Here is a 19,249-nt window from a genome sequence, read left to right on the forward strand (position 1 = left end):
AGCTTCCGAAGTCGGACTTTTACGGGCGCCGTTCGATTCCGCTAACGGAGTTTTGTAAACCTGTAGACGGTCACAAGTTGACGCAATCTCGCGGCCCCTGTCTGCATCCCAACGCGTTCAGGGGTGTGGGATTGACGAAAGCTATAGAGACGTAATAAATTCCGGAGTTTTCGCTGGCTCAGTTCTCCCGACCCGGCCCGATAAACCCACCACGGCGAGTCGCCGAATGCCGACTGAGAGTGTGGCGAGCTGTGTACGCGGCAGGACGGTCGGTGGTTTCGACACGGCTCCTCGCTGCGCTCGTCGCCTGCTCAACCAGCGGGAGACGGCTGTGCCCTGCGCCCGTCGCCTGCTCAACCAGCGGGAGACGGCTGTGCCCTGCGCCCGTCGGCTGCTCAACCAGTGGGTGACGGCTGTGTCCCGTGCTCATCGGCTGCTCGACCAGCGGCGAGTGATTGCTCACCGCCGACTCTTCAACCGGCACATGGTGGCTCCTCATTGCGCTCGAGGGACAGTTGATGGTCACCTCGATGTCGCCCGTGGTCGGTCCGTCCGGGATCCGTTCGGACTCCTCGACTTCGGGTGCGCCGCCGCGCCGGCGGTGGAGGAGCAGTGCGAGCAAGGCGCCGGCGAGCGCGCCGCCGGCCGCGCCGACGCCGAGGAGGACCGGGTCGATGAGCTGTTGTCGAACGGCACCTTGGGTGTTCGGGTCGACGACCACCAGTCGAAGCGCACCCGGACCGCCGCTGGTCGGTTCCTGCAGCGCGGTGACGGTGCCGACGAGCTCCTGCGCGAGTGCGGTGGACAACTGCTCTGCGTCGGCCGACGTCGAGTTCTGGACAGACACATCGAGGATGACGGTCTGCGGCGGGACGCTGACCGAGATCTCGGAGATGAACTGCGGCAGCGAGATGTCGACCCCCGACCTGTCGATCGCTCGCTGCGCAACGGTCGGGTCGGTCGCCAGCACCGCGAACGTCTGGATGCTCGCCCGGGCCGCCTGGTTGCCCTGGTAGGCCTCCAGCATGTCGGAAGTGCCGGTGGCTATGTAGGTCCGAACGGTCGCGACGTAGGTCTGCGGCTGTAGCAGCGAATAGCCGATGGCGGCGATGAGACCGATCAGGGTGAATGCCACGACGAGCATCCATTTTGCGGCAATGACGTTGAGGACTTTCATCGGAGCTCCATCTGTGACTCGTTGAGAACCTCGTGACCGGGCACGGGTGACGGGGATCGGGTTGAACGGTGAGCGGGCGAACGGTGTTGGTACAGGAAGTAGGGGAGCAGTGCGGCGAACGGTGCGATGCCGAGGAAGTACGGGACGTACACCGCCTCCAGCGAACTGAGGGCGAGGATCGTGCTGAAGTAGGCGAGAAGATACGCCCGGGTCGTCGCATCGGTTGTCTGAACCACTTTGACGACGGCGGCCAGGACGATCAGCACGACTCCCCAGACGCCGACCGACAACAGGATTTCCAGCCAACCGTTGTGCGGCGAATAGTTGGCCTTGAACAACAGCGACGCACCGGACTCCACCCAGAACGCCGGATTGTGTCCGAAGAACCACTGGTCGGGAATCTCCCGCAGGGCCTGGTTCCACAGATAGCCCCGCAAGCTGTAATCGGCGTTGGTGTAACCGATGTAGAGCGGGAACAGCGAGTAGACCGCGCTTGCGACCAGCGCGAGACCCAGCATCAGGTTCCGAACCCGAGCGGTGATCGACGGGAGGGCCAACAGCACTCCGAGCAGGCCGGCGACCGCGATCCCGCCGAAAGCGGTTCGGCTGCCGGCGAGAAGGCCGATCAACGCGACCCCCGCGACGGCGGCGAGGACACGCCACATGGCCACGCGATACACCGCGAACGGCAAGAGTGCAGTGATCGTGATACCTGCGAGATTGCCGTTGCCGGCGAACGGGGAGGTGAGCACCGCACCGAGGTCGGTGCACTTGTCGATTCGGCATGCACCGACCACGCGAGACGAGTTGAACAGCACGGAGATCAGCAGGATTCCCGCCGTCACGACGAGCGCGACGCGGGCAGACCGGGCCACCTCGTCGAGCCCGAAGGATCGGTAGCGGAACACGAAACCCACCAGCAGAGCCATCGACATGACGAGATTGACGACCCTGCCCGAGCCGTCGACGATCATCGCCGCGCAGGCGTACCCCATGAGCAGTGCGAGGATGGCGGCCGAGCCGTCGATGCGGAAGCCGCGAGTGGCCACCGCGTGGAGGGCGGCCGCCACACTCATACCCGCTGCGGGACCGTACAACAGAACCGCGAAGATCGCTCCGGCGGCATCGGCCGACGACCACAACGCCGGGGCGACCGCGTAGATGACGATGACCGGCCATGCCGTCAAAGCGATCAACCAGCTGCACAGGAATCGATCGACATACCGGGCCCACTGCCTGTCGTACGCGACTGCGAGGAAGAGGCCCAGTGCCACCAGCAACGTCGCGAAGATCATCGTCATGACGCCCACAACTCCCGGAACGAGGCGGGGCTCGTGCCCGGGGCATCCTCGTACAGTTCCCAGGTCGCCCAGCTGCCGCCGAAGTCGGCGATACGGTTGTCGGTGAACACGATCGACGTGGCGTCGGGCAGGTAGACCTTCGCCCGGTCCCCGTCGAGTTCGATCTCGAACCGGGCTGCGTCACGATCGAAGGCGATGCGATAGGTGCCCTGGCCCAGGATCGTCTGGCCGGCGTCTCCAGCCTCCCAGATCGCATACGACCATCCCGTCCGGGTCGCGACGAAGTGCACCGCGGCGTCAGGGGCGGCGTCGGACTCGTCCTGCGGCACCGGTTTTGCGCTGACGAGCAGAGCAATTGCCCCGGCGTCGTCTCCCGAGAAGCCGACGGTCGCCCCGATTCGTGTGACCCGCGCGGGTGCGAGGTCGGTCGAGAGGTAGGACGCCGCTTCGGCCGCCGAGGACCGACCGTGCAGCAGACGCCCGTCCGAGACCCGGAGCGGATGCAGGTTGCGGCCCCGCTCGACGGCGACGAAGCCGGGCGGCACCGCGGCCGCTGTGGCGTAGTCGACGTGCAACGCAGCACCCTGTGCCGAGGCGACCCGATCGTCAGACCGTTCGGCCTGAGCAGCGGTGTTGCATGCCGAACCGATGGCGATGACAGCGACGGCCAACAGCGCAAGGCGTGCCGTCGAGAGTCTGGACTTGGAGGTCGGAAACATCAGAACCCCTCGACCTCCCGCACCGGCGTCATGTACGACGACCGGTACCACCACTTGCATTCGGGGAGTTCGCGTCGCCATCGTGCCGGCGCCCCGGCATACAACCCGGCGTCGCCGACCGCCGGATGCGACGACGCCGTCACCACCGAACCCGCGGCGACGAGCGAGTATGCCGGTATCGCAGCGTTCTTGAGGATGAGACACGCGGTCGCCGTCAGACTCCGCTCACCGATAGTGATGGTGCCGATGGTGGTCCGGTCCTCGACGATGTCGATCTCGTGCGACTGCAGGAGGCTTCGAGTGCCGCCCACCGCGCTGTAGGGCCCCATCTCGATCCGGCCAGAGCAGTCGAAGTAGTGGCGGTTGGTGACAGCTGCCTGCTCGGCCATCGACAGCACTCCGGCGCGGTCGCTGAACTTCTGATACGACGGTGCTGCCGTGAACTGGTTCAGCCGGCCGATGAAGTTGTCCTTCTCGAGCTCGACGCGCGCCAACTGCCGGAAGATGTTGAACGGTGCGATCACTCCGCGGTCTCCGACACGAAACGGTCCGCAGCCGATCACGAGGTTCGGTCCCAGACTGACGTCGTGGCCGATGGTGTTGCCCAGGGTGCGCAGCACCGCGTTCTTCGTCTTCGACGCGGGGAGCAGCCAGGCAATCAGGCTGAGCCACTTGTTGGGTCGCTTCATGGTGTCCTCCAGACATTTGCGGGCGGTGTGGGTCGGGATCGTGGTGTGTCTGCCTGGTGCCGCGTGTACATGACCGCGAGAGCGCACGCGGTCAGTCCCGCGAGGGTTGCGAGCAGAGCGGTACGCGCCAGCGCATCGGGAAATGTCTCGTGGGCGTCGACCGGCCCGAGGACGAGCGATTCGATGGGTGCCGGCGACTCGAGTTCGGCGAGCGCTGTGGTGAATTCGCGGCCGACGCCCATCGCGGCGGCTTCGACGGTGCTCGTGTCGTCGCCTCGGACGGTGAAGTCCATGATCGTCGTCTCGGGCGGTGCCGTGATCGACACTGCCCCGCGGAGTTCAGCGGGACTCATCGCGATGTGGTGGGTGTCGATCACTCGACGGAGGAAGTTCTCGCTCGTGACCAATGTCGAGTAGGACTCGATGCTCCGTGTCAGGAGCATGGTGGGTGCGGGATCGAAATCCTGCGGCAGTTGCATGGCGTCGCGTTCGTAGGTGAGCACGACACGCGACGTCGCCTGCACCGTCGCGTGTTGCGCCGAGAACGTGCCGACCGCCATCGTGAGGATCAGTCCGACGCAGGCAGCAACTCCCAGTGCGGTCACGACACGGGTGACCCGTGGGCGGCTGTGGGTGACTCCCGGCGTACTCATTCGCAGCTGCCCTTCCGTGCCAGGCTCTCCAGGACGGGCGTCATGCGGTCGGCGATGATGGCGTGCCCCTCGTCGGTCGGGTGGCGCAGATCAGCGCCCACGATCGAGTGGTCGCGTGGGGCGGCGTACCAACGGCTTCTGATCGGGTCGACAAAGGATGCCCCGTGCCGTTTCGCGGCGTCGGCGAGCAATCTGTTGGCGCGCGCATACTCCGGAGCGGCCGGTGTGTTGTGAATCCAGGACAGGCCGACGATGACGACGGGCAGTTCCGGTCGAGCCTTGCGCACCGCGCGGATGGTGTCGTTGACCGCGGCCCGGTACTGCTTCGCCGGATGCGAGAGGTCGTTGCCGCTACCGACGAGCACGATCGCCGAGACGTCGGGAGAGAGCAGTCGTTGTGCCTCCGAAGCGAACGTCGTCTGCCGGATCCCGGTGGTGAGGTAGCCGGCTCCACCCCGGCCGGACACCCGCAGCAGAACGGGGCATTCGTTCAGTCGCTCCTGCGACAGCCGACCCTGCGCGATGCGGGTCCAGTTCGAACTGCCTTTGCCGCCGTATGTTGTTCCCTCGGTGAAGCTGTCGCCGACGACGAGGATCGTGACCGCGTCGCTGTCCGCCGGAGCGCTGTTCGCCGACCGCGACGTCGACGCGGCGGAGGTGACCTCGACGCCGGCTCGGTGGACTTCGGCTCCGGGTTCGCGCGCGGCGGCGAGGGCCACGCCGGCGGTCAAGGTGAGAGCCACCACGGCGACCACCAGAAGTGCTTTCTCCCAATGTGTTCGGACGAGTCTGGTCATTCTCCCACCTTCGTGGACGTCGGAGAGCAGGGCGGTGAGTACGAGGAGTTGACCGGCGATGGGCGCGAGCCAGATCGCATCGAGGTGGTCGAGCGCGCCGGCGAGCAGGAGCAAGAGCAGCGTCACCACACCGCCCAGGACGATCGCCGCGGTCACCGTGCCGGGTCGGCCTGCCGCGATGTGCTTGGAGCTGATCGCCTGGGAGACCGAGGAGATGCCCGCCGCGATGATCATGCCGATGATCAGGTTCTGGGCGGGTTCGTATTTTGCGCCGACGATCTGCACGATTACCCAGGCGACCGGCCATGCCGCGAGGACGACGACGACGCAGTAGGCGCCGACGACGTTTCGGTAGCGACGGTAGATCCGGTCGAAGGTCGACGCGTCGTCGACGTGCCGGGCGAGCTCGGGGACCGCGACTGTCGACAGCGCGGCGGAGAGCAGGGTGAGGGGCCCGGTGACGCGCGTCGCCATCGCGAAGTAGCCGACGGTCAGCGGGGGCGCACAGACCGCGAGGGCCGAGACCTGCAGCTGTGCCAGCGTCCCCGACATCGCCAGCGCCCAGTAGCGCGCGGTGCCTGCCCCGGGCCCGCGGAGCTCACCGGCGGCGGTGCGCAGTCCCCGGACCCCGACGGATACCGCCGGCACCAGCAGCGCTGTCGCGGCCGTGCACGCGAAGATCGCGACGAGCGCGGCGGCACCCAGGTCGCTTCCGGACAAAGCCAGCACTCCCCACACCGCGAGGGGTACGGCTCGCTGCACGACGACGAGGCAGCTGGCGGCGGTATGCGCATGGGTGCCTGCCAGGAAGTTCTGCGCGAAGTTCTGCACAGTGTCGGAGTAGGCGAACATCACGCCCGCGACGACGATCAGGGGTAGACCGGAGAAGGCAAGTCCCGCAACGATGATGAGGAAGACCGTGGATACCGCGATGGTGTGCGCGACGTACAGACCTGCCGCGGTGGCGTGGTCATCGTCGGATGCGCCGACGCGCATCACCCGGATCGGTGCACCGAAGCCCACGGCGAGGCCGGCCACCACGCCGAGCGTGTACGCGAGAACGTACTGGCCGAACGTGTCGACCGGGAGTGCTCGGGCAAGGAGCAGGAGGAACGCGCCGAGCATCGCGGAACTGGCCACCCGGGCCAGAATCCGCACGGTGGCGTCGGTGCGCAGCCGGTTGCCGGCGCGGCTCTCGTCAATCACGGAGGACACCGCGCAACCTTCGGTAGCCCGGGGTCAACCGGATGCGGAAGACGAGAAACGAGGCGAGTTGCTCGACGGTGCCCACCAGTCCCAGCAGGCGGTCCGCGGGTGACGTCGCATACCGCATCCGCAGGCGGAACGATTCGACGAGGAAGGTCCGCCACAGGTTGGCCGATTTCGAGGCATCGTGGAAGCGCAACGCGCCGATCGGAACCGGCATCGACCGCTGTTCCGGCGCGGTCTCGGCGATCCGGAACTGCAACGAGTAGTCCATCGTGCAGTGCAGGTGTTTGTCGAACCCGCCGAGCGACTCGAGATAGTCCCGGCGGATGATCACCGAACCGGAGAACGACGCGCATGTGGAGCGCCGCAACAGGGTTCGTGTCTCGATGGGCTTGCCATGGTAGTTGCCGACCACCTCGCCACCGGCCCGGAGCAGCTGGTGATCGCCGGTCAGCACTGTTGCGCCGGGCGAATCGCGCACCGCCGCGCGGACAGCGGCGAGTGCGCCCTCGACGAGCACGTCGTCGGCGTTGAGCCAGAGCACCCATTGTCCGCCGGCGCGGGCCAGCGCGCGGTTGAGGGCGTCCGACTGTCCCTCGTCGCTTTCGACCACGGCCTTCACCCGCGGGTCTGCCTCCACGAGAGCAGCGATGAGGTTCTGGGTTCCGTCGGTCGAACCCGCGTCCTGGATGAGGATCTCGTCGAGTGCGCTCAGCTGGCGGAGCGCAGACCGGATCGCCGGTTCGAAATGAGCCCCCGGGTTGAAGGACGGAACAAGGATGGAGACACGGACGGTCTCCGTGCTGTCCGTCGTGTCGGCGAGCTCAGCTGACCGCATCGTAGTGCTCCTCGAGTTGTCGGGCGATCGACGTGATGCCCCAGTGCTGTTCGACGGCGCGCCGCCCCCGCGATCCCTGTGCGCGTGCGCGGTCCGGGTCGGCGAGGAGTCCGGTCAGGGCCGCCGACAGCGCACCGATCGAGTCGTCGACGACGAGACCGGCGTCGGCGTCGGCGACCAGGCCGGCGAACCCGCAGGTGTCGGTGACCACCACCGGCAGGCCCGCGGCCATTGCTTCGAGGACCGACATCGGCAGCGGTTCATGGATCGACGGGAGAACGTAGATCGTGGCCCGCGCGAGGCGGTCGGCCACCTGGCCGGCGGGGACCGGTGGTTCGCGCCGGATGCGGCAGGCGATCTCGGCGTCGTGCGTCGCTCGGAAGCTGCGCAGCACCTCGTCGACGGCCGGCCCGTCGCCTTCGTCGGGTCCGGCGATCGTGAAGAGCGCCCGGAATCGCGGCGCGAGTTCGGTCGCGACGCGGGCGAACGTGACAGCTCGCTTGCGGGGGTGCAACCGGGCGAGAAAGAGCACCTCGGGCGGTCCGTCGGGCTGGGTTCGGGCTGTCGAGGCCGCGTCGGGCAGTGGCACACCGTTGCCCAGATATCGGTAGTGGGGCGCATCTCCGATCGCCGAGCGGAGCTTCCGCAGTTCGACGTCATTGAGGTAGAACGCCGTTCGGGCGTCGCGCACCGCCGGAATCGTGAGGGCCCGGTCGATGACCTGGTAGGGCAGCGACGGCCGGGGATTGATCATCCCGTGTGTCTGCACATGGGTCGGGACGTTGCTCCACGACAGCAGGCGGGCGGCGGGGAGGGTCACGAAGTCGCGACCGAGATGGACGTGCGCGACGTCGAAATCACCGGCGTGGGCACGGATCCAGCGCAGCATCGACGGCGCGACGAGGCGGGAGAAGTTCCGCCCGCGGCCGACGGTTCGCGTCGGGAACGTGAGGACCCGAACGCCGGGCACGTCGGGGGCGGGTGCGGGCCCGTCACACGAGCCGGCGATGAGCGTGACCTCGTGCCCCAGTGCGGCCAGCGCGCTGCTCTGGTTGACCGCCACGGTGGCGGGGCCGCCGAACTCGCCGGCCGGGGAGAGGAGTGTGAGTACCTGCAGGATCTTCATGGCCGGCCACCCGGTGCCGTCCGACGCGACTTCGCCGAGATCGCCGGGATGATTACCGCTCCGGCCGGCACGTGCGTACCGGGTTGCAGCACAACCCCCTTCAGCACTGTCACGCCGTTGCCGAGGTGGCACCGGTCGCTGATGACGACCGACTCGCTCGTGCGGGTGAAGGTGGGCGAGCGGTGATCATGCCCGCCCGAGCAGATGACCGTACGTCGGCCGAGGGTGCATTCGGCGCCGATGGACACCGGTTCCGGATTGATGATCCACACGTCGCGGTCGATCCGCACGCCGTCGTCGAGGCCCAACTTCCAGGGGAAGTGGACTCGGAAGCTGCGATGGATGTCGCAACCGGCGCCCACCCGTGCGCCGAAGGCGCGCAACAGGGAACAGCGCAGCAGTGTGCCGCCGACGCCGCTTCGCAGGACGGCACCGACACCCAGCCAGGTGATCATCCACAGTCGGTTGCGTCCGCGATCCGACTTGTCGACGATGTAGTCGCACAGGCGTCGGGGTTCCAGCTCGGACATGACCTCGGAGCGCGCGGTTGTCGTGGTCGGCGTCGTCACGGTCATGCCCGTACCGAGGCGTGGTGCGACAGCTTGTGCAGCCACATCTCGAACCTCTCGACTGCCGCATCGGCACCGAGAACCTCCTCCGCATACCGTTCGCCCGCCTCACCCATGGTCAGTGCCGCGGTGGTGTCGGTGGCGATCTGGGCGATGGTCGAGAGCAGCGCAGCCGGATCACCCGCCGGGACGACGACGCCGGCGTGCGAGCGCCGGACCTCGGCAGCGGTGATCCCATCATCGGAAACGGCTGCCACCACGGGTATTCCGTAGCTGAAGTAGGTGGTGAGCTTGCTCGGCAACGACATCTCGACCACGCCGGGCTTCTCGTTGACCACCAGGACGTCGGCGGCGGAGAGCATGAGGTGGAACCGATCGTCGGGGAGCGAGTCGACGAAGGTGATGTCGGGGCACCCGCGGGCGCGGTCCTCGAGATGCCGACGCTGGTTGCCGTCCCCGACCAGATAGAGGTGCACCTTCCGCGCTGCTGCACTCGTCGACCCGGCGACCAGCCGAGCGGAGTCGACGAGGTTCTCCAGGCCCTGCTTCTGGCCCATGTTGCCGGCGTGCACCGCGACGATCGCGTCGGTGGGGATGCCGAGTTCGGCACGCGCCATGTCTCGAGGCGCGCGCGGCTCGTGGCGAACCTGCGTCCAGTTGCGAACGTGGGTCACCACCGACGGGTCGACGCCGAGACGGTCGACGATGATCTCGCCGAAGCGCGGATGCACCACCGCCACCTCGTCGGCCGAACACAGCGCGAACTTCTCGAGCCTGCCGACGAGAGTGCGGCTGAGGGTGCCACCTGCGGCCGCCTCGGTGACCGCCTGGCTGTACAGGTCGTGGACCCACACCCCCATCGGCGACAGCGTGCGACGACCGATCTTGCGCCGCAACATCACCAACGCCGAGGCGATGAGCGGCGGACTGGCCATCACGGTGACCGCCTCCGGGCGCAGGTGGGCGACGATGGCGCGCAGCCCGAATTCGAGCTCCATCCGTGAGCGGGGCACCAGCGCAGTACCTTCCGGGATGCTGTGCGGGACACGCACCACGATCACCCCCTGATCGACGACCGTGGACGTGTAATCCGCCATGTCACCGTCGAGGCGCCACTGGGGGTAGTGCGGGTAACCGGTGATGACGCGCACGCTCCACCCACGGGCGGCGAGGCGCCGGGTGATGTCGGTGACGTAGGGCGCGATACCGGTGACCTCGGGCGCGTAGTTGATCGCGATGAAGTCGACACACTTGCGCTCCTCCGGCCGATCCTGCGGTTCGACGACGCGGTTCACCGGCCCCGAATTGCGTCCGATTCGATACGATGGCGATCGTGTTAGCTCAGTTGCCATCGCTGGCTTGGCCTTTCGTGATGCGTGCGATCGGATGGGTGTTCGTGCCCAATTCCGTTCGCCTGGCGGTGCTTCGGGTGTTCGGTGCGCAGATCGGTCGCGGCGTGCTGATGCGGCCCCGGGTGCGGGTGACCAGTCCGGCGCGGCTTGTGATCGGCGAGGACTCGTGGATCGGTGAGGCGGTGACCCTCGACAGTGCGGGTTCGATCCGGATCGGCGCGAACGTCGTGGTCTCGCAAGCCGCCGCACTGCTGTGTCCGGCCGATGCGCTCGGGGAGCTCGTCGTGGAGGACGGTGCGTGGATTGCGTTGCGAGCGCGTGTGACCGGCCCGGTGACCATCGGACGACGCGCGGTCGTGGGGGCCGCCGCGACGGTCTCCCGGGACGTCGCGCCCGGAACGGTGGTGGTGGCGTCGGTGATCACCGACGACTCAGACCCGGACATCGCCGGCCCCGATCTGTGAGTTGCCCACGCTCGCTGAGTGGTAGGCCGACCGGTACCAGTCGACGACCTCCGCGACACCCCGTTCGAGACCGATCGTCGGCCGCCATCCCAATTCGTGAATGGTGCTGACGTCGAGCAGCTTCCGCGGCGTCCCATCGGGTTTGGTGGTGTCCCATTCGACCGTACCGTCGTAACCCACCGCATCGGCCACGATCTCGGCGATCTCGGCGATCGAGTGATCCACGCCGGTCCCGATGTTCACCTGACGGGGATCGTCGTGGTGTTCGAGCAGGTACAGGCAGGCTTCGGCCATGTCGTCGGCGTGGAGAAGCTCGCGACGCGGTGTTCCGCTTCCCCAGTTGGTCACACTCGGCGCGGCCCCCCGGCGCGCCGATTCGTACCGTCGGATCATCGCCGGCAGCAGGTGGCTCGTCTCCCCGGAGAAGTTGTCGTTCGGCCCGTACAGATTCGTGGGCATCGCGGAGATCCAGGGCAACCCGTACTGCCGTCGCGTCGCCTGCACCTGCATGATTCCCGCGATCTTGGCGATCGCGTACGCGTCGTTGGTCGGTTCCAGGGCGCCGGTCAGCAGCGCGTCCTCGCGGATCGGCTGCGGGGCGAACTTCGGGTAGATGCACGACGACCCGAGGAACAGCAGGCGCTCGACGCCGTAGGCGGCAGCAGCGTCGAGGACGTTGACCTGGATGCGCAGATTCTCGGAGAGAAAATCGACGGGCCACCTGTTGTTGGCGGCGATCCCGCCGACCCGGGCGGCGGCCAAGATCACCACGTCGGGTGTGGTGTGCGCGAAGAACTCGAAGACACTGTGCCGGTCCCGGAGGTCGAGTCGGCGGCTGGTGCGACCGATGATGTCGGTGATCCCGCGCCGCCGGAGCGCTCGCACGAGAGCCGAACCGGCGAGGCCGCGATGACCCGCGACGTAGACGGAGGCCGACGGGTCGAGTGGCCCCGGCGACCAGCTCGTTCGAGCGGTGGACATCGTCATGACGCGCGACTCCAGGCGAGCAGTTGCGGTTTGTCGATCCACTCCGTGCCCTCGCATTTCAGGGCCGCGATGTCGGCGTCGACCATGATCCGTGCGAGCTCCGGCGCGCGGACCGCAGCGCGCCACCCGAGGTCCAGTTCGGCCTTCGACGCATCGCCGATCAGCGAATCGACCTCGGTGGGGCGCAGGTACCGCTCGTCGAACACGACGTGCTCGCGCCAGTCGAGGCCGGCGTGATCGAAGGCGTGCTGGAGGAAGTCGCGGACGGTGAAGGGCACGCCGGTCGCGAGGACGTAGTCGGAGGGTTCGTCGGCCTGCAGCATGCGCCACATGCCCTCGACGTACTCCGGCGCGTACCCCCAGTCGCGCACGGCGTCGAGGTTGCCCATGTAGAGGTCCTTCTGCACGCCGGCCTTGATCCGGGCGACCGCGCGGGTTATCTTGCGCGTCACTAAAGTCTCTCCACGACGCGGTGATTCGTGGTTGAACAAGATGCCGTTGACGGCGAACAGGCCATAGGCCTCGCGGTAGTTGCGGGTGACCCAGTACGAGTAGACCTTCGCCGCTCCGTACGGGGATCGCGGATAGAACAGGGTGTCCTCGTTCTGCGGCGGGGGAGACGCGCCGAACATCTCCGAGCTGGATGCCTGGTAATACCGGCATCGGATGCCGGCCTGACGCACGGCTTCCAGCAATCGGACCGACCCGATCCCGGTGGTGTCACCGGTGTGCTCGGGCTCGTCGAAACTGACGCGGACGTGCGACTGCGCGGCCAGGTTGTAGACCTCGTCCGGGTCGATCGATGCCAGCAGCGTGACCAGGCGCGCACCGTCGCTGAGATCCCCGTAATGAAGGAACAGTCGGGCGAACGGGTCGTGCGGGTCCTGGTAGAGGTGGTCGATCCGGGCGGTGTTGAACGACGACGAGCGTCGGATCAATCCGTGTACCTCATAGCCTTTGGACAGGAGCAGTTCGGCGAGGTAGGAGCCGTCCTGACCGGTGATCCCGGTGATCAGGGCCTTCTTCATGGTGCTTCCTTAGGGTGTTGTCGAGCCGTCGTGATGGTTCGGATGAGGGGCGGACGCGGCGGTCAATAGGCGCCCCGACGAGAGAGGACTGCGCTCGCGGTTCGCCAGAGGATGACGAGATCGGTTGTCAGTGACCAGTTCTCGACGTAGGAGAGGTCGAGTCGGACGGAGTCCTCCCAGGACAGGTCGCTGCGACCGGAGATCTGCCACAGTCCTGTCATCCCGGGGCGGACGAGCATGCGCCGACGGACGACTGGGTCATAGGACTCGACCTCCTCGCGCAGGGGCGGGCGCGGTCCGACGAGGCTCATCGTCCCGCCCAGCACGTTGAACAGCTGCGGCAGTTCGTCGAGGCTGTAGCGCCGGATGATTCGACCGACACGGGTGACCCGAGGGTCGGCGTGGAGCTTGAAGAGGACCCCGTTCCCGTCGTCGCGGACGGCGAGACCGGCGCGCATGGTGTCCGCGTCGACGACCATCGACCGGAACTTCCACATGGAGAACGGGGTGTTGTCGGTGCCGATGCGTTCGGCGCGGTAGAACACCGGGCCTCTGCTGTCGAGTTTCACGGCCAGCGCGCACAGTGCGAGCAACGGCGAAAGGAAAAGCAGGGCAAAGACTGTCAGGACCTTGTCGAAGGTCAGCTTGAGAAAGCGGTTGGCCCCCTTGTACCGCGGACGGTCGATGTGCAGCAGGGGGAGGCCCGCCTCGGGACGCATGGTGATACGCGGGCCGGCGACGTCGATCAGTCCCGGGGCCACGAGCATCTCGACGTCACAGTTCTCGAGTTCCCATGAGAGTTCACGCATCGCCCGATGCCCGAGCGCGTCGGCGGAGGTGACCGCAACGGTGTTGGCCCCGCAGGTGCGGACCAGTTCGGCCGCGCGGTCGTAGCCGACGAACACCGGCACGTCGGCGACCACGACCTGGGTCGCGTCGCCGGCGAACCTCGGTGTCGGCGCTGAGCCGGGCGGATCGGTGAGGCACACCCCGACGACCCGGTACCCGAGAGCGGGATTGGTGTTCAACCGATCGATGAGTGCTCGGGCCGACGATCGTGAACCGACGACCAGCACCGATCGCAGGAATCGTCCGCTCTCGCGTCCGATCAGCAGGTGCTTGCGCCAGGCCCATCGGCCGGCGACGAGCATCAGGGTCCCGGCCGGGAGAGCGATCGCGATGAAACCCCGTGCGATGCCCAGAGCGAATGCGAGGTCGATGATCGCCCAGGCGCCGAAGCAGACGAAGCACGCGCTTAGGACCCGTTGGTACTCAACAGGTCCGGTGCCGAGGATGCGTGGATCACCGGCCTGTCCGACGCGCAATGCCGTCTGCCATCCGACGATGAGCGTCGCGGTGACCAGGAGTGCGGGGATTCCGTCGCGACCGATCGGCCGGAACGGGTCGGCGCCGAACCGGAGGAACTGCCCGGCCAGGACGGCTATCGAGATGAGTGACAGATCGGTCCACGCGACGCACCGCGCGTACTGGACGAGCCAACCCTGCGACGTGGCCGACGCTGTGCCCGGCACACGCTCCGTGCCGATGAAGGCACGCGTGAACCGGTCAACTGGAACGCTCATGTACTCCCCCTGAGTGAACCCAAGAGGCGCGGTCGATTGATGCGATCGGCTCGCAGCCGCCTTGGCAATTCGGAACTGTACAAGGCATTCATGCGATCTCGTATGAAATTGTTCGACGTTTTTCTGAGCACCAGACAAATACGGGTGGAATAGCTCCTGAGTGGGACAAACGACCTTGTCGTGGGAGCGAAGTCATTTGTCAGGACATCGTCGAAAGAAGCACGCTCGGCGCTTCTGTTCGACTGTCAAACGAAACCTGTCTACTGTCTGCGCGCTCTCAAACACACCCCGTCCGGGTTCTATGTCGCTGGCGCCGTGCTGCATGAAACTGCTCTGAAGTGCGGCGAAAGGCGAAACCCGGTGTTTGTGTCGCCGGTCACAGCGGATGCGAAGAGTGCTTGACCCACTCGATTGAATTGACGGTCGTCAAACTGGCATTGAGATTCCGATGTTGTCTACTGACCGTGTTTGTTTGTCGATTGATTTCTACGTGGAGAGGGGGAGTCGGTTTCGCACCGATGCGGTCCCTAATCATCGGATGGCTCGGCTGTGAGGATGCACCTGGTGGCAATGGAAATCGTGCTCAGGCGGGACTGCGAAGTCGTTGTGGATATGGCACGAATTTGTACTCCGGAGCGTGTGCGGCGCGCTGTGATCGCGCCGCACAGATCATCGGTGCCGAGGGCCGACACCTCCTACGCGTCGAAACCGGAGCCACGTATCGATAGGATCGGCCGACGCAATCAGACCTCGCCGCCGTCTTCGCCGGGCATCAGTCCACCTGGTTCGCCGAACTGCGCACTCCTGGATCGCTCGCCTGGCATCAGGCCCCCGGTCGCGGATCGGGCGATCGGTATGGCGTCACCCGCGCTCGATTCGTCGTGGACATGCTGCAGTTTCTGGCGCAGGGAGTCGGACGCCTCCTCGGGTACAGCCATCTGGGCGATCTTGCGGACACCGGCGTCCGTGTCGGCGATCAGGGCCTCCAGAATGTCATTCGCCGCGCGTGCCCGGAGGTTCGCGCTCGCGGCGGCGGCGGCCACCCGGACAACAGGGTCGTCGTTGCGCGCAGCACCGTGCACGACAGCGTCTGCACCTTCGCCACCGATGAGGCTCGCTGCGTATGTGGCTTTCGAGGCGAGCATCGCATCACCGCCATCCGCGAGCTGCGCAAGATGGGGTAGCGCGTCCGTCCCCAGGGCGGCTGCCGAGTTGTAGTCAGGCTCGTCGGGGTCGAGGAGAGCCCGCACGTCTTTCATTGTCACAGTCATCGTGAGTTTCCTGTCTTCTCAGATTTCCGGTGTGAGCGGGCTGGCGTGCATCGTCGTGCTCTCGTCGGCGGCGACATCTGGCGGCGGATTGGTGATGTTGCCCGTACCGTTGCCGGTCATGAGGCGGTCGTTGTCGTCGATGTGGCCGAGGCCGAGCACATGGCCGACTTCGTGTCCCAGCGTCCATGCGGTAGCTCCCTGCGCGACCACGACCCCCGGTCGACCAGCGGGATGTGCAGCGCAACCGTTCAACGGTGGAACGGTTGAGCGCACGAAGTAGACCACCACATCGGTGCTCCCGGCGCCGTTGCGGTTGGCAAACAGTCGATTCTGTTCAGCCGTTGCCGTACCTCGGCGGCACTGGCCGACGTCGACATCGTTGAGCGTCGGGAAGTCGAGATTCTCCGTGGACGCATGCTGGACAGCGATGCCGCAGCCGGCGTAGACCTCTCGCATCCTGTCGATCGCCGTGTCCACGGCGACATCGGGCGCAGTGAGCACCTTGGAATGCAGTCGTACGGTGGGTACCAGTGCCCACCACTTGTGCCACATGGCGTTGTCGGTCCCGGCCACGAAAGTGTCGATACGATTCGGTCCCCACGAGACAGCTGAAGGCGCCGAGTTGAGAACACCTCCGAGGCTCTCCCAACCTGACCACGTCTTGTCGAACCATTTGTGCCACATCGCGTTGTCGGTGCCTCGGACGAAGACGTCCAGTCTTCCGCCGGCCCAGCTCGAGACCCCGGGGCCGGAGGTGAGGACGCCGCCGAGGCTCTCCCAACCGGACCACCGGTTGTGGAACCATTTGTGCCAGAGCGCCTTGTCGGTACCGCGTACGAAGACATCGATCCGTCGGTCAGACCACGAGACGGCGGTGGGTGCGGAAGTGAGGACGCCGCCGAGGCTTTCCCATTCCGACCATCCGTTGTGGAACCATTTGTGCCACAGCGCGTTGTCCGTTCCCTGAACGAAGACGTCCAGCCGCCCGGCTGCCCAGCTGCAGACGGCGGGTGCCGAAGTGAGGACGCCGCCGAGGCTTTCCCATTCCGACCATCCGTTGTGGAACCATTTGTGCCAGAGTGCCTTGTCGGTACCGCGTACGAAGACATCGATCCGTCCGTCAGACCACGAGACCGCGGTGGGTGCGGAAGTGAGGACTCCGCCGAGGCTTTCCCATTCCGACCATCCGTTGTGGAACCATCTGTGCCACAGCGCGTTGTCGGTACCACGGACGAACGTGTCCAATCTCCCCGACGACCAGGAAGACACACTCGGCGCGCCTTGCAGCGTGCCACCAAGACTTTCCCATCCAAGCCAAGTCACGAGACATCTCCTTTATTAACCGTCTGGGGTACGCCCCGACTGGTTCACCCGGACTTTTTGTCCGGTGTAGACAGCGTGGTCTGCCCTGAGCGGTCCGTCGTGAGTAGGCGGATACCCGATAGCCGCGTCATCGGCTACGTGGCGATCGGCTGAGCGGTGAACACAAGTGACAATCGAAGTCCATTTTCCCCGGTGACGACCTCGGCAAGCGCACCTGTCGCTCACGACGATGAACCCGGGTGCGGTTGCATCGACTATGACTGAGCCGGACGTGAATTCGGATGTCCGTCAGTCGGACGAATTCTCGGGGAAATGTGCGTCGACGAAGACAGGTAGTCGTTTACTCTATTTCACCGCCGATCGTGCAGTCATGATTCTTGTGGCCTCACACACAGCCGTTGGGCCGGCCACGACCTGATCATGATTGCGTCTCAGACAGTTCGGTCAGGAGGAACTATGAACGTCACAGTCCTTGGACGGAGTGTCCTCGCCGTCGTGATCGCTGCGGTTGCCCTCGTCGGGTGTGACGACTCGGGTGGCTCTCCGGCTGGAGACGGCCCAGACGCGCAGGTCGGGACCGACCGTGCAGATGGGGCGCCGGGGGCGCCGGGCGGATTCGATCGCGGTGGCGGCGGACGGCCGGCGCCGATCGATCTCGGTGAGTACCTCTTCGGGCCCAGCACCGTCGAGGAGATTCGCGAGATATTCATTGGCCGAATCAGTGGCCAGTGCATCGAGGCGGGTTACCCCAGTGACTGTGTTCGCGTGAAGGTTGTCGTGGAATCACCGGCGACGCCCCTCGTCTGTGGGGACACCCATCGAGATCACGAGCCCGGTACGGTCCTGTTCACCCGCCTTGATCCTGACCTCCCGACGCCGAATTCCGGGCCAGCCGTCTACGCCTACCCCGGCGACACGGTCACCATCTTCGGTGCGCCGTGCGTGGAACAGCCTGACGGCGTGGCCGGCTCAACGGCCGTCGTACCCAGCCAACACTCGAAGTCAGAGACATCCCTGCAGCCGAGTCCCCCTTCTTCGTCGGACGCCGCCGGGAGTCCTCCCCATGGCTGAGCAGCCTCCTGATGGCAGACAGGGGGACACTTCCCAGAACTTTTTCGCGGGGTTACCGCAGGTGGCGCAGGTTGTCGCCCAGTTTGTCGCGCCGGCAACGTTTCTCGCTGCCTTGCTGTTCTACTGGGGCTTCTTCCACGCCCGCGGCTTCTGCCGGTACTTCGGGGTGAACTCGACTGTGGTGGGGCTGAACTCGACCGACTACGTCATGCGGAGCGCCGACGGGTTGTTCACACCGCTGGCGATCTGCGGCGCGGTCGCCCTCGCCGCGATCTGGGGGTGGCGATCGCTCCCCAGGGAGTTTGCGAATGGGCCGTGGCCGCAACGCCTGCTACCCGCAGCGGCGATCATCAGCATCCTTCTGCTGCTGAACGGGCTCTCCCGGCTGTTCGTCAGAACATGGCTCAACAGTGGACTCTTTCTCGCGCCCGCGTGCATCATCATCGGGCTCCTGATGCTCTGGGGCGTGGTAGTGGCAAGGCGTCGCTGTCTGGACGACGATCCGGATGCTCGACCGCGAAGCGCGGTGACCCCCGCCGAGTGGACCCTGATCCTGCTGCTCCTGGGCGGCAGCTTTTTCTGGGGCGCCACTGACTACTCTCTGGCAGTCGGCCATACGCGAGCGCAGGAGGCGGAAGAGAACCTGTCGAAGTCACCGCAGATAGTGATCTTCAGCGAGAAGGATCTGGGTCTGGCCATGGACGGGGTCGTCACCTCCGACTGCAGCCCCGCAGGAGCGTACCGTCATCGCACCGACGGACTCGTGCTGATCATGGCGACCGATCACAACCTGGTCGTGGTTCCGCGTACGTGGAACTCTCAAACCGGAAGTGCCGTCGTGCTGCCACGAAACGGTGCCGGCGCCGTTCGGCTGGAGTTCGATCTGAGCAGTGACACCGTGCCACGTCCGCCGTGCTGATATCGCGATTCAGCCCGAGAGGGTGGTGCCCCCACCAGGGCTCGAACCTGGGACCTGCGGATTAAAAGTCCGTAGCTCTACCAACTGAGCTATAGGGGCAGGGCCCCGGTCGGCCGGGGCGTCGATGAGTTTACAACGTGTAGAAGCCGGGCGAACGGGCGCCTCGGCGGGCG

The 19,249-nt window shown here is 66.2% G+C and carries 17 protein-coding genes and 1 tRNA gene; 2 read left to right on the forward strand and 16 right to left on the reverse strand.

The window, feature by feature from the left end; translation table 11 throughout:
• Positions 1–178: 178 nt before the first annotated feature.
• From KTR9_RS06215 to KTR9_RS06260, 10 genes are read right to left on the reverse strand one after another with little or no spacing between them, the layout of a single operon-like run.
• A complete protein-coding gene (locus KTR9_RS06215) occupies positions 179–1,177 on the reverse strand; it encodes a YveK family protein (RefSeq protein ID WP_083888935.1) in 999 nt (332 codons plus the stop codon).
• A complete protein-coding gene (locus tag KTR9_RS06220) occupies positions 1,174–2,478 on the reverse strand; it encodes an O-antigen ligase family protein (RefSeq protein WP_044507651.1) in 1,305 nt (434 codons plus the stop codon). The genes KTR9_RS06215 and KTR9_RS06220 overlap by 4 nt, the downstream gene beginning before the upstream one ends.
• Complete coding sequence (locus tag KTR9_RS06225) at positions 2,475–3,197, reverse strand: hypothetical protein (RefSeq protein ID WP_044506051.1); 723 nt, start codon at positions 3,195–3,197, stop codon at positions 2,475–2,477. Before KTR9_RS06225 ends, KTR9_RS06220 begins: the two co-directional genes overlap by 4 nt.
• Complete coding sequence (locus KTR9_RS06230) at positions 3,197–3,886, reverse strand: acyltransferase (RefSeq protein ID WP_014925679.1); 690 nt, start codon at positions 3,884–3,886, stop codon at positions 3,197–3,199. Before KTR9_RS06230 ends, KTR9_RS06225 begins: the two co-directional genes overlap by 1 nt.
• On the reverse strand, positions 3,883–4,539 hold the full coding sequence (locus tag KTR9_RS06235; RefSeq protein ID WP_014925680.1) for a hypothetical protein: 657 nt from the start codon (positions 4,537–4,539) through the stop codon (positions 3,883–3,885). Before KTR9_RS06235 ends, KTR9_RS06230 begins: the two co-directional genes overlap by 4 nt.
• Positions 4,536–6,551 (reverse strand): GDSL-type esterase/lipase family protein, encoded by a 2,016-nt coding sequence (locus KTR9_RS06240; protein ID WP_014925681.1) that lies wholly within the window; start codon positions 6,549–6,551, stop codon positions 4,536–4,538. The genes KTR9_RS06235 and KTR9_RS06240 overlap by 4 nt, the downstream gene beginning before the upstream one ends.
• Positions 6,535–7,383, reverse strand: a complete 849-nt coding sequence (locus tag KTR9_RS06245; RefSeq protein WP_014925682.1) for a glycosyltransferase — start codon at positions 7,381–7,383, stop codon at positions 6,535–6,537. Before KTR9_RS06245 ends, KTR9_RS06240 begins: the two co-directional genes overlap by 17 nt.
• A complete protein-coding gene (locus tag KTR9_RS06250) occupies positions 7,370–8,509 on the reverse strand; it encodes a glycosyltransferase (protein WP_014925683.1) in 1,140 nt (379 codons plus the stop codon). The genes KTR9_RS06245 and KTR9_RS06250 overlap by 14 nt, the downstream gene beginning before the upstream one ends.
• Complete coding sequence (locus tag KTR9_RS06255; RefSeq protein ID WP_044506053.1) at positions 8,506–9,084, reverse strand: acetyltransferase; 579 nt, start codon at positions 9,082–9,084, stop codon at positions 8,506–8,508. The genes KTR9_RS06250 and KTR9_RS06255 overlap by 4 nt, the downstream gene beginning before the upstream one ends.
• A complete protein-coding gene (locus tag KTR9_RS06260) occupies positions 9,081–10,373 on the reverse strand; it encodes a glycosyltransferase family 4 protein (protein WP_148281153.1) in 1,293 nt (430 codons plus the stop codon). The genes KTR9_RS06255 and KTR9_RS06260 overlap by 4 nt, the downstream gene beginning before the upstream one ends.
• Positions 10,374–10,450: 77 nt before the next feature.
• On the opposite strand from KTR9_RS06260, the gene KTR9_RS06265 reads away from it, so the two are divergent.
• A complete protein-coding gene (locus tag KTR9_RS06265) occupies positions 10,451–10,894 on the forward strand; it encodes an acetyltransferase (RefSeq protein WP_238554055.1) in 444 nt (147 codons plus the stop codon).
• Here KTR9_RS06265 and KTR9_RS06270 read toward each other — a convergent pair.
• The 5 genes from KTR9_RS06270 to KTR9_RS26485 form a co-directional block, all read right to left on the reverse strand.
• On the reverse strand, positions 10,862–11,881 hold the full coding sequence (locus KTR9_RS06270) for a GDP-L-fucose synthase family protein (protein ID WP_044506057.1): 1,020 nt from the start codon (positions 11,879–11,881) through the stop codon (positions 10,862–10,864). The genes KTR9_RS06265 and KTR9_RS06270 overlap by 33 nt on opposite strands.
• Complete coding sequence (gene gmd, locus KTR9_RS06275) at positions 11,878–12,909, reverse strand: GDP-mannose 4,6-dehydratase (protein ID WP_014925688.1); 1,032 nt, start codon at positions 12,907–12,909, stop codon at positions 11,878–11,880. Before gmd ends, KTR9_RS06270 begins: the two co-directional genes overlap by 4 nt.
• Before the next feature lie 62 nt (positions 12,910–12,971).
• Positions 12,972–14,492 (reverse strand): sugar transferase, encoded by a 1,521-nt coding sequence (locus KTR9_RS06280; RefSeq protein WP_049942572.1) that lies wholly within the window; start codon positions 14,490–14,492, stop codon positions 12,972–12,974.
• A 743-nt stretch (positions 14,493–15,235) separates the two neighbouring features.
• Positions 15,236–15,763, reverse strand: coding sequence for a hypothetical protein (locus KTR9_RS06285; RefSeq protein ID WP_014925690.1), 528 nt, complete (start codon positions 15,761–15,763; stop codon positions 15,236–15,238).
• A gap of 18 nt (positions 15,764–15,781) precedes the next feature.
• Complete coding sequence (locus tag KTR9_RS26485) at positions 15,782–17,032, reverse strand: hypothetical protein (RefSeq protein ID WP_238554057.1); 1,251 nt, start codon at positions 17,030–17,032, stop codon at positions 15,782–15,784.
• A gap of 1,117 nt (positions 17,033–18,149) precedes the next feature.
• On the opposite strand from KTR9_RS26485, the gene KTR9_RS06300 reads away from it, so the two are divergent.
• A complete protein-coding gene (locus tag KTR9_RS06300) occupies positions 18,150–19,076 on the forward strand; it encodes a hypothetical protein (protein WP_070415649.1) in 927 nt (308 codons plus the stop codon).
• A 23-nt stretch (positions 19,077–19,099) separates the two neighbouring features.
• On the opposite strand, the gene KTR9_RS06305 is transcribed toward KTR9_RS06300, so the two are convergent.
• Positions 19,100–19,175 (reverse strand) — tRNA-Lys (locus tag KTR9_RS06305).
• Between the last annotated feature and the right edge of the window lie 74 nt (positions 19,176–19,249).

It is taken from the genome of Gordonia sp. KTR9 (assembly GCF_000143885.2).
Lineage (GTDB): Bacteria > Actinomycetota > Actinomycetes > Mycobacteriales > Mycobacteriaceae > Gordonia.

What these genes read in the sequence shown, in the direction of transcription:
- KTR9_RS06215 (WP_083888935.1), bottom strand. Translation starts at nt 1,177, where the DNA reads ATGAAAGTCCTCAACGTCATTGCCGCAAAATGGATGCTCGTCGTGGCA.
- KTR9_RS06300 (WP_070415649.1), top strand. Translation starts at nt 18,150, where the DNA reads ATGGCTGAGCAGCCTCCTGATGGCAGACAGGGGGACACTTCCCAGAAC.
- KTR9_RS06265 (WP_238554055.1), top strand. Translation starts at nt 10,451, where the DNA reads ATGCGTGCGATCGGATGGGTGTTCGTGCCCAATTCCGTTCGCCTGGCG.
- KTR9_RS06250 (WP_014925683.1), bottom strand. Translation starts at nt 8,509, where the DNA reads ATGAAGATCCTGCAGGTACTCACACTCCTCTCCCCGGCCGGCGAGTTC.
- KTR9_RS06285 (WP_014925690.1), bottom strand. Translation starts at nt 15,763, where the DNA reads ATGACTGTGACAATGAAAGACGTGCGGGCTCTCCTCGACCCCGACGAG.
- KTR9_RS06245 (WP_014925682.1), bottom strand. Translation starts at nt 7,383, where the DNA reads ATGCGGTCAGCTGAGCTCGCCGACACGACGGACAGCACGGAGACCGTC.
- KTR9_RS06225 (WP_044506051.1), bottom strand. Translation starts at nt 3,197, where the DNA reads ATGTTTCCGACCTCCAAGTCCAGACTCTCGACGGCACGCCTTGCGCTG.
- gmd (WP_014925688.1), bottom strand. Translation starts at nt 12,909, where the DNA reads ATGAAGAAGGCCCTGATCACCGGGATCACCGGTCAGGACGGCTCCTAC.
- KTR9_RS06255 (WP_044506053.1), bottom strand. Translation starts at nt 9,084, where the DNA reads ATGACCGTGACGACGCCGACCACGACAACCGCGCGCTCCGAGGTCATG.
- KTR9_RS06270 (WP_044506057.1), bottom strand. Translation starts at nt 11,881, where the DNA reads ATGACGATGTCCACCGCTCGAACGAGCTGGTCGCCGGGGCCACTCGAC.
- KTR9_RS06235 (WP_014925680.1), bottom strand. Translation starts at nt 4,539, where the DNA reads ATGAGTACGCCGGGAGTCACCCACAGCCGCCCACGGGTCACCCGTGTC.
- KTR9_RS06230 (WP_014925679.1), bottom strand. Translation starts at nt 3,886, where the DNA reads ATGAAGCGACCCAACAAGTGGCTCAGCCTGATTGCCTGGCTGCTCCCC.
- KTR9_RS06280 (WP_049942572.1), bottom strand. Translation starts at nt 14,492, where the DNA reads ATGAGCGTTCCAGTTGACCGGTTCACGCGTGCCTTCATCGGCACGGAG.
- KTR9_RS06220 (WP_044507651.1), bottom strand. Translation starts at nt 2,478, where the DNA reads ATGACGATGATCTTCGCGACGTTGCTGGTGGCACTGGGCCTCTTCCTC.